The 16706-nt window shown below is 50.8% G+C and carries 12 protein-coding genes; 10 read left to right on the top strand and 2 right to left on the bottom strand.

Annotated elements, in window-relative coordinates; all coding sequences use genetic code 11:
- Window positions 1–56 precede the first annotated feature (56 nt).
- The 4 genes from aceE to DXU84_RS10335 all read left to right on the top strand — a co-directional run bounded on the left by aceE (window position 57) and on the right by DXU84_RS10335 (window position 8926).
- Entirely contained in the window at window positions 57–2720 is a 2664-nt protein-coding gene (aceE, locus tag DXU84_RS10350) for a pyruvate dehydrogenase (acetyl-transferring), homodimeric type (protein ID WP_013576985.1), read from the top strand.
- A 13-nt stretch (window positions 2721–2733) separates the two neighbouring features.
- Window positions 2734–4629, top strand: a complete 1896-nt coding sequence (gene aceF, locus DXU84_RS10345; protein WP_013576984.1) for a pyruvate dehydrogenase complex dihydrolipoyllysine-residue acetyltransferase — start codon at window positions 2734–2736, stop codon at window positions 4627–4629.
- Between the two features lie 211 nt (window positions 4630–4840).
- Entirely contained in the window at window positions 4841–6265 is a 1425-nt protein-coding gene (lpdA, locus tag DXU84_RS10340) for a dihydrolipoyl dehydrogenase (protein WP_013576983.1), read from the top strand.
- Between the two features lie 330 nt (window positions 6266–6595).
- A complete protein-coding gene (locus DXU84_RS10335) occupies window positions 6596–8926 on the top strand; it encodes a glycerophosphodiester phosphodiesterase family protein (RefSeq protein WP_153375617.1) in 2331 nt (776 codons plus the stop codon).
- 24 nt (window positions 8927–8950) lie between these two features.
- On the opposite strand, the gene DXU84_RS10330 is transcribed toward DXU84_RS10335, so the two are convergent.
- Window positions 8951–10063 carry an ROK family transcriptional regulator gene (locus DXU84_RS10330; RefSeq protein WP_013576982.1) on the bottom strand — a complete coding sequence of 371 codons (1113 nt, stop codon included), beginning with the start codon at window positions 10061–10063 and terminating at the stop codon, window positions 8951–8953.
- A 22-nt stretch (window positions 10064–10085) separates the two neighbouring features.
- A complete protein-coding gene (locus DXU84_RS10325; protein ID WP_015690456.1) occupies window positions 10086–10916 on the bottom strand; it encodes a glycerophosphodiester phosphodiesterase family protein in 831 nt (276 codons plus the stop codon).
- A gap of 228 nt (window positions 10917–11144) precedes the next feature.
- Between DXU84_RS10325 and DXU84_RS10320 the strand changes: the two genes are divergently transcribed.
- From DXU84_RS10320 to DXU84_RS10295, 6 genes are all read left to right on the top strand, one after another.
- Window positions 11145–12236 (top strand): ABC transporter ATP-binding protein, encoded by a 1092-nt coding sequence (locus DXU84_RS10320; protein ID WP_153375615.1) that lies wholly within the window; start codon window positions 11145–11147, stop codon window positions 12234–12236.
- A complete protein-coding gene (locus DXU84_RS10315; protein ID WP_013576979.1) occupies window positions 12223–13086 on the top strand; it encodes an ABC transporter permease in 864 nt (287 codons plus the stop codon). The genes DXU84_RS10320 and DXU84_RS10315 overlap by 14 nt, the downstream gene beginning before the upstream one ends.
- Window positions 13083–13919 (top strand): ABC transporter permease, encoded by an 837-nt coding sequence (locus tag DXU84_RS10310; RefSeq protein WP_013576978.1) that lies wholly within the window; start codon window positions 13083–13085, stop codon window positions 13917–13919. The genes DXU84_RS10315 and DXU84_RS10310 overlap by 4 nt, the downstream gene beginning before the upstream one ends.
- A 57-nt stretch (window positions 13920–13976) precedes the next feature.
- A complete protein-coding gene (locus tag DXU84_RS10305; protein ID WP_369794759.1) occupies window positions 13977–15032 on the top strand; it encodes an extracellular solute-binding protein in 1056 nt (351 codons plus the stop codon).
- Between the two features lie 262 nt (window positions 15033–15294).
- A complete protein-coding gene (locus DXU84_RS10300) occupies window positions 15295–15819 on the top strand; it encodes a fimbrial protein (RefSeq protein WP_153375613.1) in 525 nt (174 codons plus the stop codon).
- 166 nt (window positions 15820–15985) lie between these two features.
- A complete protein-coding gene (locus DXU84_RS10295; RefSeq protein ID WP_314520561.1) occupies window positions 15986–16627 on the top strand; it encodes a molecular chaperone in 642 nt (213 codons plus the stop codon).
- Window positions 16628–16706: the final 79 nt, after the last annotated feature.

Here is a 16706-nt window from a genome sequence, read left to right as displayed (position 1 = left end):
CAGGAAGACAGGCTCCAGATAAACCAACGTATTAGAGACAGATAAGGAAAAGCACCATGTCAGAACGTGTAAATAATGACGTGGATCCGATCGAAACTCGCGACTGGCTACAAGCGATCGAATCGGTCATCCGTGAAGAAGGTGTTGAGCGTGCACAGTTCCTGATCGATCAGGTTCTCAGTGAAGCGCGCAAGGGCGGCGTAAGCGTCGCTGCTGGCGCAGCCAGCCGTAACTACGTCAATACCATCGCTGTTGAAGACGAACCTGAATACCCGGGTAACCTGGAGCTGGAACGTAACATTCGTACTGCTATCCGCTGGAACGCCATCATGACCGTTCTGCGTGCGTCCAAGAAAGACCTGGAACTCGGCGGCCACATGGCTTCCTTCCAGTCTTCTGCGACCGTGTACGAAGTGTGCTTCAACCACTTCTTCCGTGCGCGCAACGAAAAAGACGGCGGCGATCTGGTGTACTTCCAGGGCCACATCTCTCCGGGCGTGTACGCACGTGCTTTCCTTGAAGGCCGTCTGACTGAAGACCAGATGAACAATTTCCGTCAGGAAGTTCACGGCAAAGGTCTGTCGTCTTATCCGCACCCTAAACTGATGCCTGAATTCTGGCAGTTCCCGACCGTATCCATGGGTCTGGGCCCGATCGGTGCCATCTATCAGGCCAAGTTCCTGAAATATCTGGAACACCGTGGTCTGAAAGACACCTCCGCACAGCGCGTTTACGCATTCCTGGGCGACGGTGAAATGGACGAACCAGAATCCAAAGGGGCGATCACCATCGCGACCCGTGAGAAACTGGACAACCTGTGCTTCATCATCAACTGTAACCTGCAGCGTCTTGATGGCCCGGTAACCGGTAACGGCAAAATCATCAACGAACTCGACGGCATCTTTGCAGGTGCTGGCTGGAACGTGATCAAAGTGATCTGGGGCAACCGCTGGGATGAACTGCTGCGTAAAGACACCAGCGGTAAACTGATCCAGCTGATGAACGAAACCGTGGATGGCGACTACCAGACCTTCAAGTCCCGCGATGGTAAATACGTTCGTGACCACTTCTTCGGCAAATACCCTGAAACCGCCGCTCTGGTCAAAGATATGACCGACGACGAAATCTGGGCGCTGAACCGTGGCGGTCATGATCCGAAGAAAGTCTTCGCTGCACTGAACAAAGCACAGAACACCAAAGGTCAGCCGACCGTTATCCTTGCGCATACCATTAAAGGTTATGGCATGGGCGACGCTGCCGAAGGTAAAAACATTGCTCACCAGGTGAAGAAAATGAACATGGATGGCGTGCGCTATATCCGTGATCGTTTTAGCGTGCCAGTAACCGATGAAAATCTGGAAAAACTGCCGTACATCACGCTGGAAAAAGACTCTGCAGAATACAAATACCTGCACGAACGTCGCGCTGCGCTGAAAGGCTACCTGCCGACCCGTCTGCCAAACTTCACGCAGAAGCTGGAAATGCCGAAACTGGAAGACTTCTCACAACTGCTGGAAGAGCAGAAGAAAGAGATCTCTACCACTATCGCTTTCGTCCGTGCACTGAACGTGATGCTGAAAAACGACTCCATTAAAGACCGTCTGGTGCCGATCATCGCCGATGAAGCGCGTACATTCGGTATGGAAGGTCTGTTCCGTCAGATTGGTATTTACAGCCCGAACGGCCAGCAGTACACCCCGCAGGACCGTGAGCAGGTTGCTTACTATAAAGAAGACGAGAAAGGTCAGATCCTGCAGGAAGGTATCAACGAACTGGGTGCCGCATCTTCATGGCTGGCCGCAGCAACGTCTTACAGCACCAACGATCTGCCAATGATCCCGTTCTACATCTACTACTCCATGTTCGGTTTCCAGCGTATCGGCGACCTGTGCTGGGCAGCGGGTGACCAACAGGCGCGTGGCTTCCTGATCGGTGGTACGTCAGGTCGTACTACCCTGAACGGCGAAGGTCTGCAGCACGAAGATGGTCACAGCCATATTCAGTCTCTGACTATCCCTAACTGTATTTCTTACGACCCGTCTTACGCGTACGAAGTGGCTGTCATCATGCATGACGGTCTGGTGCGTATGTACGGTGAAGCGCAGGAAAACATTTATTACTACATCACCACGCTGAACGAAAACTACCACATGCCAGCCATGCCGGAAGGCGCGGAAGAAGGCATCCGTAAGGGTATCTACAAGCTGGATACGCTGGAAGGCAGCAAAGGGAAAGTGCAGTTGCTGGGCTCCGGTTCCATCCTGCGTCACGTACGTGAAGCGGCAGAGATCTTGTCCAAAGACTACGGCGTAGGTTCTGACGTTTACAGCGTGACCTCCTTCACTGAACTGGCCCGCGATGGTCAGGACTGTGAGCGCTGGAACATGCTGCACCCGACTGAAACCCCACGCGTTCCGTACATCGCCCAGGTGATGAGCGACGCGCCAGCGGTGGCGTCTACTGACTACATGAAACTGTTTGCTGAACAGGTTCGTACATACGTTCCGGCCAGCGATTATCGCGTACTGGGTACGGATGGCTTCGGTCGTTCAGACAGCCGCGAAAACCTGCGTCACCACTTCGAAGTGGATGCGTCTTACGTTGTGGTTGCTGCGCTGGGTGAATTGGCTAAACGCGGCGAAATCGAAACGTCTGTAGTGGCTGAAGCCATTAAGAAATTCGATATCAATCCAGAAAAAGTTAACCCGCGTCTGGCATAAGAGGTAAAGACAGATGGCTATTGAAATTAACGTACCGGACATCGGTGCAGATGCAGTGGAAGTCACCGAAATTATGGTGAAGGTGGGCGATAAAGTTGAAGCAGAACAATCGCTGATCACCGTAGAAGGCGATAAAGCTTCTATGGAAGTGCCTTCTCCACAAGCTGGCGTGGTCAAAGAAATTAAAGTTGCGGTCGGCGATACCGTCGAAACCGGCAAACTGATCATGATCTTTGACGCCGCTGACGGTGCTGCTGATGCAGCACCTGCGAAACAGGAAGCCAAAGCAGAAGAGAAACCTGCTGCTGCCGCACCTGCTTCCAGCGAAAGCAAAGAAGTGAACGTACCTGATATCGGTGGCGACGAAGTTGAAGTCACTGAAATCATGGTGAAAGTGGGCGATACAGTAGAAGCGGAACAATCGCTGATCACCGTAGAAGGCGACAAAGCCTCTATGGAAGTCCCTGCGCCGTTCGCGGGCAAAGTGAAAGAAATCAAAATCGCTGCGGGCGACAAAGTCAGCACCGGTTCCCTGATCATGGTCTTCGAAGTGGCAGGTTCTGGTGCAGCCGCACCTGCCGCAGCAGCAGAAACCCAATCAGACGCGGCACCTGCGGCTGCGGCTCAGTCCGGCAGCAAAGAAGTGAACGTGCCTGATATCGGTGGCGACGAAGTTGAAGTCACTGAAATCATGGTGAAAGTGGGCGACAAAATCAGTGCAGAACAGTCACTGATTACCGTTGAAGGCGACAAAGCCTCAATGGAAGTCCCGGCTCCGTTCGCGGGTACCGTGAAAGAAATCAAAATTGCTGCGGGCGACAAAGTCAGCACCGGCTCTCTGATCATGGTCTTCGAAGTAGAAGGCGCTGCGCCTGCTGCTCCGGCGGCTAAGAAAGAAGAAGCGGCTGCCCCGGCGAAACAGGAACAAAAAGCCGCTGCTCCTGCTGTTAAAGCAGAAAGCAAAGGCGAATTCGCAGAGAACGATGCTTACGTTCACGCCACGCCGGTTATCCGTCGTCTGGCCCGTGAATTCGGCGTTAACCTGGCGAAAGTCAAAGGCACTGGCCGTAAAGGTCGCATCCTGCGTGAAGACGTACAGACTTACGTGAAAGACGCGGTCAAACGTGCTGAAGCCGCGCCGGCAGCAGCAACGGGTGGCGGTCTGCCGGGCATGTTGCCTTGGCCGAAAGTGGACTTCAGCAAGTTCGGTGAGATTGAAGAAGTTGAACTGGGCCGTATCCAGAAAATCTCTGGTGCGAACCTGAGCCGTAACTGGGTGATGATCCCGCACGTTACGCACTTCGACAAAACTGATATCACTGAGCTGGAAGCGTTCCGTAAACAGCAGAACGATGAAGCCGCTAAACGCAAACTGGACGTGAAATTCACCCCGGTGGTCTTCATCATGAAAGCCGTTGCCGCTGCCCTTGAGCAGATGCCACGCTTCAACAGTTCCCTGTCCGAAGATGGTCAGAAACTGACGCTGAAAAAATACATCAACATCGGTGTGGCGGTTGATACGCCAAACGGTCTGGTTGTTCCGGTCTTCAAAGACGTGAACAAGAAAGGCATCGCCGAGTTGTCCCGTGAGCTGATGGCTATCTCCAAGAAAGCCCGTGACGGTAAGCTGACTGCTGGCGAAATGCAGGGCGGTTGCTTCACTATCTCCAGCCTCGGGGGTATCGGGACGACCCACTTCGCGCCAATCGTTAATGCGCCGGAAGTGGCTATCCTCGGTGTTTCCAAGTCTGCCATTGAGCCAGTCTGGAACGGCAAAGAGTTCACACCGCGTCTGATGATGCCAATGTCGCTCTCCTTCGACCACCGTGTCATTGACGGTGCCGATGGTGCGCGCTTCATCACCATCATCAACAACGTGTTGTCAGACATTCGCCGCCTGGTGATGTAAGTGAAAAGCCGGCCAGACGGCCGGCTTTTTTCTGATAATCTCTTCATGCTGTTTGAGATTTTCCAGGGCAAAGCACAAATCGGATGCCGTTTGTTGTTTCAAATTTGTTAACAATTTTGTAAACTGCGGGCGGATAGAACGACCCGGTGGATGATGGGCGTTACGATATAAAATGACGTCAGACCCGCCGGACATAAATTAAGAGGTCATGATGAGTACTGAAATTAAAACTCAGGTCGTGGTACTTGGGGCGGGTCCTGCGGGCTATTCTGCTGCTTTCCGTTGCGCTGATTTAGGTCTTGAAACTGTTCTGGTTGAACGTTATTCCACGCTTGGCGGCGTGTGTCTGAACGTTGGCTGTATCCCTTCTAAAGCTCTGCTGCACGTCGCGAAAGTGATCTCTGAGGCAAAAGCACTGGCTGAACACGGTATTGTTTTCGGTGAGCCGAAAACGGACATCGATAAAGTCCGCGTCTGGAAAGAAAAAGTCATCAACCAGCTGACCGGCGGTCTGTCCGGTATGGCGAAAGGCCGTAAAGTCAAAGTCGTTAACGGCTTGGGCAAATTTACTGGCGCGAATACTCTGGTTGTTGAAGGCGAAAATGGTCCGACGACCATCACTTTCGACAATGCGATCATTGCGGCGGGTTCCCGTCCAATCAAACTGCCATTCATTCCACATGATGACCCGCGTGTCTGGGATTCTACTGATGCACTGGAGCTGAAAAGCGTCCCTGAGCGTCTGCTGGTCATGGGCGGCGGCATTATCGGTCTGGAAATGGGCACCGTTTATCACGCGCTGGGTTCTCAGATTGACGTGGTAGAAATGTTTGATCAGGTGATCCCTGCGGCTGATAAAGACGTGGTGAAAGTCTTCACCAAGAAAATCAGCAAGCAATTCAATCTGATGCTGGAAACCAAAGTGACAGCCGTAGAAGCCAAAGAAGATGGCATTTACGTCACGATGGAAGGCAAAAAAGCCCCTGCTGAACCACAGCGTTATGACGCCGTGCTGGTGGCTATCGGTCGTGTGCCTAACGGTAAACTGCTGGAAGCGGGCGCTGCAGGCATTGAAGTGGACGACCGTGGTTTCATCCACGTCGACAAACAAATGCGCACCAACGTGCCACACATCTTTGCTATCGGCGATATCGTCGGTCAGCCAATGCTGGCGCACAAAGGTGTTCACGAAGGCCACGTGGCTGCCGAAGTTATCTCCGGCAAGAAACACTACTTCGATCCGAAAGTCATTCCATCCATTGCCTACACTGAGCCAGAAGTTGCCTGGGTGGGTCTGACTGAGAAAGAAGCGAAAGAAAAAGGCATCAGCTACGAAACCGCCACCTTCCCGTGGGCAGCTTCCGGCCGTGCTATCGCTTCCGACTGCGCAGACGGCATGACCAAACTGATCTTCGACAAAGAATCTCACCGTGTTATCGGTGGTGCGATTGTCGGCACCAACGGCGGCGAGCTGCTGGGCGAAATCGGTCTGGCGATCGAAATGGGTTGTGATGCAGAAGATATCGCGCTGACCATCCATGCTCACCCGACTCTGCACGAGTCCGTGGGTCTGGCAGCAGAAATCTACGAAGGCAGCATTACCGACCTGCCAAACCCGAAAGCGAAGAAAAAGTAATTTTCTCCTTTGCTGATAAACGCCTCTCCGGAGGCGTTTTTTTTTGCCTGATATTAGGTGCTAGTTATTTATATATCAAATAGGTTGTTAATGATAAATATAAATTGAATATGTTTAATGCGTTGATTGTTTAATATTTGGTGTCTGATTGCTTTATTCGTGAGCTTGGTAGCATTTTATTTTAAATTCAATGTTAAAACGGAGGGGGTTAATTGTTTTAATTACATTAGATATATAAATGGAGCAACAATGGACGTTAAGTTAAGGACTACGCTCAGCGTATTATGTTTATTGTCATTATGTCCGTCGGCTAAGGCCGCAACCGAATGTATGTTTACCTCACAATCAAACGTAAATATCACCTACAGCGATACGATTGTAATTACTGATGAAGCACCGCCTGCCAATGGTTTTAAGCAACTCACCACGCAAACCAGTACGCAATATATTCCTTCAACCGAGATTCATTCAACCTGTAATGCAGGTCAGGATGGGCAAGCTTTTTCAGGCAGTGTTGCCGGATATCAGGGATCATTAGATATTTTTACCGCCATAAATGGTAAAAACGTGCAACTTTATGGCACGTCTATTCCCGGCATATTTTATGCGGTAAAAATGTATAGCAAAAAATGCCCGGAAATGGGGGGCTATGTTCCCCCGAGTAAAGACTGGACGTTTCTCTATGATGTTGGCGATGACGATGAAAAATCGTGTTTGAAAAGTGATGAGCCTTATTATTTTGACCTGGCTTTCTTTATGAATTCAGATTACCAGCCGCGGGAAGATACCATCGCGATTCAAAATATCCCGATACAGGAACACGGCAATTTCAAACTTTCCGGTACGGATGGTGATGATGCGCAAGGGAAGGCAACGGTTGAAACGGTGCAGTTTGTCGCTGAATTAAGGAAGAATGCCACGGAATGTCCAACGTCGGCGACATTGTTGAATGAATTACAAAACAACCTTGCGAAGAATAACCAAATAGTCACGGCCCAGCATCGAGGGGATTTTAATGACACGCAGCCAGAAAACAGCCTCGGTGCTTTTCATCTGTCCTATGATCGTTGCCGCGCTAACGTGGAAACGGACGTCCGCGCGACGTCAGACGGTGAACTGGTTGTGTTTCATGATCTCAACATCGGTAAGATGCTTGAGCCAACTTATGATCCTATCGCGAACTCCGGGCCGAATGTGGCGCTGAGTAGTTTGACACTGGCAGAATTGCAGCAAAAGTACCTCGTCAATGTTGCCACGCGACAACCGACAACGTATACGGTACCGACGGTCAATCAACTGATAGATGATTACATTGCCTATAATGGCCAGTCACTCATTTATCTCGAAACCAAGTCATCTTCCGTCATCATGCCCACTGCACTGGCCCTGTATAATAAATCGGTTACGTATTCGGGCAGCAACCTGTTACAGCGGATCATTATGAAAGTGAATATGGCGGAATATCCCTCGCCAGACCTTTGGAATAATGCACTGATTAACGCCGGTATCCCGGCGGGGGTCACCATCATGATCGATCCGGTGATTACACCTAATGATGCCAGTAAAATAAATGACTTGCCTGACACCACCTTTGCCTGTCCTGCCGGGATCTCCGATAGCAAGGCGGTTTGTGCCGTTCGCGCATGGGCAAACGCGCCAGCGACACTGGCCCCGATGGTCTCTGTGTTAATTAAAGATTCCGCCGATTTTGAGGAAGTGAGCACCAAACAAAATGAACAGGGCAGCTATGACGCGCCAGCCAATTTCCAGTTATCAAATACGGTGAGTGGTACGGTGGCTGAAATGGTGGCGGTAATTAAAGGGGCAGGGAAAGCGCTGGAGATATTCTCACCCGTACCAGATTACATGTTATGGAAAAATTTAAATTTCTACACCGAAACGGTCTATGACAAAAATATCCCGCAGGATATCTCGGTCAGAGAAGCATTTTATAATAACGACTCATCATGCTGTTACCGCGTGCTGGATAAGCTCAGTCCGTCAACAATAGCGGCAGAAAAAAATGATTATCGCATGAACCTCGTCTGGCTGCGGGATATCGGCGCAAATGTCATTACGGCTGACGACACGGATTCAATTAATACTTATTTTTCTGGCACTGGAGTGCTTGATAGAAAATTAACGCCACATGTCTGGACACCTTCTTTTTATATGCAATCGATTCTGTCCTGGCAATTGGGTAGTGCAGTCATGGAAGGCAAGAGTCTGGCTTCCGAGAAAGATGCTTATGCTCTCTATAATAACAATGATTCCTATGCATGGACCTATCGTCCCGACCCACCTATTGCGGTGATGCGAGCCGGCTATTACGCATGGATGTCAGTTAAACGACAACCCGATGGACGGGTACGTATTTCACCCGCATATAATAAGGAGCAATGCTTGCGCTCAGCGTTGAGCAACCATTCGTGGGATTATGTTGGCTGGAAAAAGGATTGCACCTCGGAGAATACATTGTGGGAGATGCAACCTAAAAGCGGCAGTGAGGATTGGTTTTCGCTAATTGATGCCCATCATATGAGCCTGGGTTGGGCATACTCGGGCAAACTGTATTACGCCTATTCCTATGGCTATGTCTACGTCGATAAACCGTCAACGCTATCGGATCCTTATTACTGGTCATTCGGCACAGCAATATAACACGCGGTCGTCAGGCATAGTGCGCTATGCCTGATTAATCACCTGATACAACGGGATCATCGCCGCGCCCCACGAGGCGCTTTCGGCACCCATCGGGGAGTTCGCCAGCCGGACTTTCGGGCGGTCTGGATCAAGCCTGGCATCGAGCCTTTGCGTTAAAACCTCAGTCAGCCTTTCGGTGATGGTTTTTGGCATGGCACCCCCTAAAATAATCAACTGTGGATCCAGCCATTGCAGACATCCCATGATGCTCTGCTCGACCTGATCGCAACAGCGTGAAAACCAGACTTCCAGCAAGGGATGCTGTTCTGCGGTGAGTGCCGGTAGTTGCGCTTCGCTTAACCCTGCTTGTGTGAGCGTCGCGACCAGATCTTTATAGGATGGACGCGGTTTATCGCCGGGAAATGCCATACCGACTTCACCGGCATTCAGAAACCCGCCGCGCAGGAGTTTGCCATCGGCGATAATCCCGGCACCGATCCCGTAGCCGAGATCGATAAAGGTTATGTCACGATAGGAATTCCACGTACCTGAATACAGCTCGCCAATCGCCGAGGCATTGGCGTTGTTTTCAACCCATGTCGGCCAGGGCAAATTGTCCTCAAACGCCTGTTGCAGGTCGACATCGCGCCAGCTTGAAAGCCAGGCCACACAGTGACGCTTTTTGCCATCGGGCTTGAGAAAACCCGGCACGGCATACCCCATGCCGAGGATGCGCGCATGTTTAAGCTGGCGTTTTTTTAACGTCTGCTCCACCAGGTTTTTAATCTGTTTTAGTGTGGTGGCAAGCGGCTGATTTTCCTGATGAGGCTCAGAAATACTGAACAGTTTGCGGCCACTGAGATCGACCAGCGTCATGTCGATAAAGCCAGGGCTGAAAGCCAGCCCGACCGCACACGCGCCGCCAGGATTGAGCCGCAGGGGCAGCGACGGTTGTCCGCGCTGCCCCATATTGCGTTCGCCTTCGATAACCAGACCCGAAAATAAAAGCTCCCGGCATTGTTGGGTGATTGCCCCTGCAGTGAGATTTGAATAGCGCGCCAGTTCGGCGCGTGTCACCGGTGCATGGCGACGAATCAGCTCCAGCAGCAAACGTTGGGTAGGACGCAGTTCCAGACGGTCAGGTTTTACATTCATAATATGGCTATCGTTTTTGTTATCAGGCCCAGCGCAGTCCCGCTTCTTCAATCAGCGCCTGCAGGTACGGAAGATCATCATGGCTGAGCATATCGATCAGACCTTCACGCAGCCAGCCCATGATCTCGGGGCGACTATCATACCCGAATTTGTGCTGGTACTGCTCCAGTGGTGTCATGCCATTTTTCACTTCATGCAGGTACATGCGTACCCCCAGTCCCGCCTGTTTATAGGCCCGAAGATCGTCAACATGGGCGAACTCATATTCAAAACAGACGCAACTGGCATGGGAATGCTGCACGGCGGCCAGTTGATTGTTGTAACGCTCCAGCGTCACGACCTGCAATGCTAAATCTGGGATCAGGGCTTTGACGCGGTTAATCAACACATGATTAAACCCCAGCAACTGAATATGTGACAGCGCCTCTGGCATTGACTGCAACAAGGCAACCAGATGATACACAAATTCGTCATGTCGACGACGTTGCTTCACTTCCACGATCAGGCCCATGCCATTCTCTACCGCCCAACGCAGAATATCCTGCAATAAAGGGATCGGCGTGCCCGCAAATTGCGCATGGTATTTAACGCCGAAATCAAATTGCCGTAACTGCGCGAGCGTCATTTGCTCGACAAAACCTGTGCCGGTCGACACGCGATCAATGCGGTGATCGTGTGTGACCACCAGATGATTATCTGCGGTCAGATGAATATCTAACTCAATGCAATGAGTCCCTGCCTCTTTTGCCCCGATAAACGCGGGCAGAGTGTTTTCCGGATAACGGCTGGAGTAGCCGCGGTGACTGTTTGCCAGCACGATGCCTTGTGCGGCCTGATGAAAGTTAAACGCCATTGCCTGTTCCTTTTATGGTGTGAACATATGGCCATTAAATTTACTCTTTAAATTTAATTATGGAAATAAAATAATTATAGTGATTATTTTTATTATTCAACATTATGATAAATAATTAGTTTTTGTGTTTTTATGGCTTGGTTTTGATTTTGAGGATCTTTGTCACATAAATTTTATATTTAGTGTGTAAATTTAATTGCCGGAGTATTAACACAGGATTTGTACACTATGTCGACGCTTTCACTGGAACAGGTTACAAAGCAATTTGGCGCGTTTTACGCCGCCCGCGAGATCTCCTTCACCGCCGAGGAAGGTGAATTTGTCACCCTGCTTGGCCCGAGCGGCTGTGGCAAAACCACGCTGCTCAAAATGATCGGCGGGTTTCATCAGCCAGACAGCGGACGCATTCTGATTAACGGGCAATCCGTTAATAATTTGCCGCCGGAAAAGCGCAACACGGCAATGTGTTTTCAGTCGTACGCGCTGTTTCCGCACCTGAATGTGGTGCATAACATCTGTTTTGGTTTGAAGCAAAAACGCTTACCTCTTGCCGAGCAGCAACTGCGGCTGGCGGAGGCGTTGAAGCAGGTTGGCTTGCAGGATCAGCACCTGAAAATGCCGGTGCAACTTTCTGGCGGGCAGCAGCAACGCGTGGCACTGGCCAGAGCGATGGTCACGCGTCCGGATGTGGTGTTGTTTGACGAGCCGCTGTCCAATCTGGATGCGAAACTGCGTGAAAGTGTGCGTTTTGAAATCAAAGAGTTACAGCGGCAATATCAACTCACGTCCATTTATGTCACCCATGATCAGGCCGAAGCGTTGACCATGTCCGATAAGATCGTGGTGCTCAATGCGGGCAACGTGGAGCAAATTGGGCCGCCAGAAGAGATTTATTACCGTCCTGCTAACCGTTTCGTCGCTGATTTTATTGGTGCAGCCAATATCGATATCGCCCACATCACTCCTGCGGAACAGCCTGGTTTTTATCGGGTTCGTTGCCAGTTAGGTGAGTTTTACGTACGTTCTCCGCGTCCTCCGCTCGCTGAGCATTGCTATATCTGCTGGCGGCCTGAAGATGCGCGCTTTGTGCCGCAGCCACAAACCGGCGATAACCATTTCTTCCTCACGCTGCGCAAAATGGCGTTTATGGGCAACCTGACCGAAGCATGGGGCGATAACGATGACGGTAAATTGTCGGTACGTCTGCAACTGGTCAAAAAACCGCAGGCCGAAAGCGGGGCGCGGGTTTGCTTCCGTTTACCCGAGGATGCGATTCACTTCCTCGAGCCAGTAGTGGAGGGGCACGATGAAATGGCGTAATGAGCTGACCGCCTGGCTGCTGATGATCAGTGGACTAGGCACCATTGTGTTGCTGATGGGATCGACCTTTTACGTGGTGCTGGTACAAAGCATCGGCTATTTCAATCTTTCCGGCGACAGCCAGTTTTCGCTCGAATACTGGCAAAACGTATTACAAGATCCGGTGTTGCACAGCGCGCTGATCTATTCGGTTAAAGTCTCAATATTGGGGGCTTTCGGTGCGGTGCTGCTCTCTTACCCGCTGGCGTTGTGGCTCCGTCAGCCGCTGGTGGCGAAAGAAGGTATCGTTGCTGTTTTGCGTGCGCCGATGTTTATTCCCGGCCTCGTGGCAGCATTTCTGTTCATCAATATTATTGCTTATCACGGCGTGATCAATGAGCTATTGCTGGCGCTGGGCGTTATTGATCAACCGCTGCGTATGCAGAACGATGACTTTGGCTGGGGCGTCGTTATCTTACAAATCTGGAAGAATCTGCCGTTCGCGCTGATTCTGGTCGGTGGCTCAGTTAACGCAATCCGTACCGATGTACTGGACGCGGCGAGTAACCTGGGTGCCAGCCGCTGGCGCTGTTTTCGGGACGTTATCTTTCCCCTGACGTTACCCGCAGTGCAAGTGTCCCTGATCCTTATTTTTATCGGTGCGCTGGGCGACTTTGCCTTCTTCTCCGTCGCTGGTCCGCGCAATACCTACTCGCTGGCTCGCCTGATGCAGGCCACGGCCATGGAATACGGCGAATGGAATAACTCTGCGGTTATTGCCGTGATTATCATGCTGACGGCAGCATTGGGTACCTTGCTTATCGCCATCCTCCTGACACCGCTCGCCACCCGCAAAGGAGAGGTCAAATGAACCGCACGGCGAATGGACGCCTGATCGTCACGATTTCACTGTTGTTCTTTATTCTGGTCAATCTGGTCTGGCTTGGACTGCCATTTTCAATGGCTATCTTATGGTCGCTGGTTGACCCGCAACACCCGTGGAGCTACCCGGACTTATTCCCGCAAGTGTTGTCGATTAACCGCTGGATACAGGTGTGGCAGCAAACTTCGCTGTCAGAAGCCCTCTTTAACAGCTACACCATTGCGCCCGCCGTGGCGATGCTGAGTTTACTGCTGTCGTTACCCACCGCTTATGCGTTTGGGCGCATGACTTTTCGGGGCAAAGCCGTTGCGGAAATGCTCACGCTGATCCCACTGGTCATGCCAGGTATGATCATCGGGATTTTCTTCAGCGCCATGCTGATGAATCTGAATATCAGCAACCCGTTTATCAGCATCGTGTTAGGGCACACTGTGCTGACACTGCCTTACTCGATCCGCATTATGTCCGCAGGGTTTAAAGCGGTGCCGCAGGATTTAATTGATGCCAGTCGCGATCTCGGTGCCAGCCATTGGGGAACGTTCTGCAATGCTTTTTTACCGATGCTCAAGCCCAGTTTCCTGGCCGCGCTGATTTTTTGTCTGGTGCGCAGTTTAGAAGAGTTCAGCATTTCATACGTTCTTGGCGCGCCAGATTTTATTACCGTGCCGACCATTCTTTATTCTTTTCTCGGCTATTCCTTTGTGCGCCCGGATGCGGCGGTAGTCTCAATGATCCTGGTGATCCCGAACGTAGTCCTGATGGTCATTATTGAGAAGCTGTTGAAAGGGAATTATCTGTCACAGTCAACCGGCAAGGCGTGATCCTTGATAAGGGAGTCATTCAACATGAAAACAGGCACGGTTTTATTTCTCAGTGGCATGTTATTGAGCGGGGCAGCGACCGCCACGCCACTGGCGCAACAAGATTGGGATCTTGTCGTCGCACAGGCCAAAAAAGAAGGCTCAGTCACCTTCAACGTCTGGTATTTACAACCGCAATGGCGCAGTTTCGTTGCTGATTTTGAGAAACAGTACGGAATTAAAGTGCGTATTCCGGAAGGGTCGATTGATGGCAACATGAATAAACTGCTGGCGGAAGCTCGCCGCGAGAAAGGCAAAATGGACGTCGTGGCCTTGTCGGTGGCGCAATTACCGATCATCCGTAAAGCAAATGCCCTGGCGCAGGTAGACTGGCTGCCGGGTTACGGGGATGCGGTGCATCAGTTGCAAAGCGTGAATACCGAAGGATATGCGGTTGCCTTTTGGGGCAACCAAACCGGTATGGCCTACGATCCGCAACAGATGGGCAATCAACCTTTGCCGCAATCACTCGATGATTTACAACACTTTATCGATGCGAATCCGAAGAAGTTTGGTTACAACGATCCGAATAACGGCGGGGCAGGCGAAGCCTTTATTCAGCGCGTGGTCACCCTCTCCTCAGGCACATTTGATGCCGATGCCACGCAAGTCGATCCTGACATTATTAAAAACTGGAAAAAGGGTTGGGAATGGTTCGTCGGTAATAAAGAAAAAATCACCCAGACCGCATCGGGTGCGGATAGCCTGACCCGTCTGAATGATGGCGAATTATTGCTGGTACCCGCCTGGGAAGATCATCTGGCAGGTTTGCAAAAATCCGGGGCGATTACCGGTCGCCTGAAATTTTATATTCCGGCTTTTGGTATGCCGGGAGGGGGCAATATTGCGGCTATTGCCGCAAACAGCACACATCCGGCGGCGTCGGCGGTGTTCCTGAACTGGTTAACGCAAGCTGAAACCCAGCGTGCGTTGAATGTCGCTTTCGGCGCGGTGCCGATGAACAAACAAGTGAAAACAGACGTGGTGCAGCCAGACATTGCCACGCAGTTTTACGGCAAGGAATACAGCATGCAGCTCAGAAAAGAGTTTGTGCGCCAGGTTTCTATGCAATAAGTCGTCCATGTCTGAAACCGGAAATATTTCTCATTTCCGGTTTTTTTGCCTTTTTTCACCCGTGGCAAACACTGTGCCTGTTCTCATTTATCTCATTACATCCTCATTCATTTATTTTCTTCAGCTCAATGTTATCGATAAAATAATGTGAGGGGATGTGATTACCTCAAATATACCTGCTTGTTTAAAGTGAATGTATATCGCCAGCTTTGATAAATGAATCTGGTGGGATTTATTTAATTTTAATCTCAGGTATTATTCCATGAATAAGCGTAATTCTTTTATTTTACTTCTCGGCAGTGTGTTGTGTTTCAGTCAGACCGTCGTACAGGCAGCCGATGGCACCATTAATTTCATCGGACAAATTGTTGCCACGACATGTGATGTGAATGGCGGAAGTAATGCCTCCATTAATGTGGATTTAGGCACTGTCGCCGCGACCTCATTTACGGCAGCCGGTGATACTTCTTCGCCGACCGCGTTCACGATTTCACTCACCAACTGCCCGACAACCTTCACCGCTGCGGCCGTCAAATTTGATGGTACCGCCGATGCAGTGGATAATCAGCTGCTGGAAGTTAGCGGTGGCGCAACCGGTATAGGCATTGAAATTGCGGATAGTCAGGGGACACCAATTCCTCTTTACACGGCCTCACGTTTTTATCCCATTGATGCGACCGCCGAAGGGGTGGATATGAACTTTATCGCCCGCTACAAAAGTACCGGGGCAACCGTAGGCGAAGGCGCAGCAAATGGGACCTCTCAGTTCACCATTAATTATCAATAATAATAATCAACAAATAATCTCTTTAAACTGGCAGGGATGCCAGAGCTTCAGACGCGGATGTCTTTTTTTATTGACGGAAATATGAGAGGAATATATGCGGCGTCTTTTTATTATTTTATCAGGGATGTTATTTGTTCTCTTTTCTGTGCCTCCGGTTTATGCGGGTGTGATTACAGAAGCCACGCGGGTGATATATCCGGGTAATAAAAAAGAAACCTCGCTGACCGTCAGTAATCAGGGTGCACAGTCAGAGCCCTTTCTGATCCAGTCATGGGTGGATAATAACGGACCTGACGGGACACAAAAATCCTCCGTTCCTGCGCCTTTTATCGTGACTCCCCCTTTATTTCGGCTGAATGCCGGTCAAGATAACAGTCTGCGAATTATCCGTACAGGCGGCGTGCTGCCTGAAGATCGCGAATCCCTGTTCTGGCTGAATATCAAATCCATCCCCCGTTTGCCTGAAAATGCCCCCGCCGGTTTATTGCAAATCGTGGTGAAGACGCGCCTGAAGCTTTTTTACCGGCCCGCAGCGTTGCTCGCCCCCGCCGCGCAAAACGCCTGGCGGCAGTTGCAGTTCTCCCGTCAGGACTCAACGCTGCGGGTGACCAATCCGACACCTTATTACTTCACATTTTTCAGGTTAAACCTTGGCAGCAACCGTGTGGCGACAGGTAACACCATGGTTCCGCCCTTTGGGGAAGCCCGTTATCCCTGGCCTCAGGGAGCGGTCACTGGCGAGGTCAGCTGGCAGGTCGTCAATGATTATGGCGGTACCAGTTCAGTGGAAAAAAACCGGATGCGCTGAGGCATGTTATGAATAAAAATCATGTCGTTACGCATCTTTCATCTTCCCTTTTGCGGTCATGGCTTCTGGCGGGAATCGC

The organism is Rahnella sp. RcJ3 (assembly GCF_009498575.1).
Classification (GTDB): domain Bacteria; phylum Pseudomonadota; class Gammaproteobacteria; order Enterobacterales; family Enterobacteriaceae; genus Rahnella; species Rahnella aceris.
This window is presented reverse-complemented; position numbering and strand designations above follow the sequence as displayed.

Coding starts and splice junctions, on each gene's coding strand:
- DXU84_RS10320 (WP_153375615.1), top strand. CDS start 11,145: ATGTCGACGCTTTCACTGGAACAGGTTACAAAGCAATTTGGCGCGTTT.
- DXU84_RS10310 (WP_013576978.1), top strand. CDS start 13,083: ATGAACCGCACGGCGAATGGACGCCTGATCGTCACGATTTCACTGTTG.
- DXU84_RS10315 (WP_013576979.1), top strand. CDS start 12,223: ATGAAATGGCGTAATGAGCTGACCGCCTGGCTGCTGATGATCAGTGGA.
- DXU84_RS10325 (WP_015690456.1), bottom strand. CDS start 10,916: ATGGCGTTTAACTTTCATCAGGCCGCACAAGGCATCGTGCTGGCAAAC.
- DXU84_RS10335 (WP_153375617.1), top strand. CDS start 6,596: ATGTTTACCTCACAATCAAACGTAAATATCACCTACAGCGATACGATT.
- DXU84_RS10305 (WP_369794759.1), top strand. CDS start 13,977: ATGTTATTGAGCGGGGCAGCGACCGCCACGCCACTGGCGCAACAAGAT.
- aceF (WP_013576984.1), top strand. CDS start 2,734: ATGGCTATTGAAATTAACGTACCGGACATCGGTGCAGATGCAGTGGAA.
- DXU84_RS10300 (WP_153375613.1), top strand. CDS start 15,295: ATGAATAAGCGTAATTCTTTTATTTTACTTCTCGGCAGTGTGTTGTGT.
- aceE (WP_013576985.1), top strand. CDS start 57: ATGTCAGAACGTGTAAATAATGACGTGGATCCGATCGAAACTCGCGAC.
- DXU84_RS10330 (WP_013576982.1), bottom strand. CDS start 10,063: ATGAATGTAAAACCTGACCGTCTGGAACTGCGTCCTACCCAACGTTTG.
- lpdA (WP_013576983.1), top strand. CDS start 4,841: ATGAGTACTGAAATTAAAACTCAGGTCGTGGTACTTGGGGCGGGTCCT.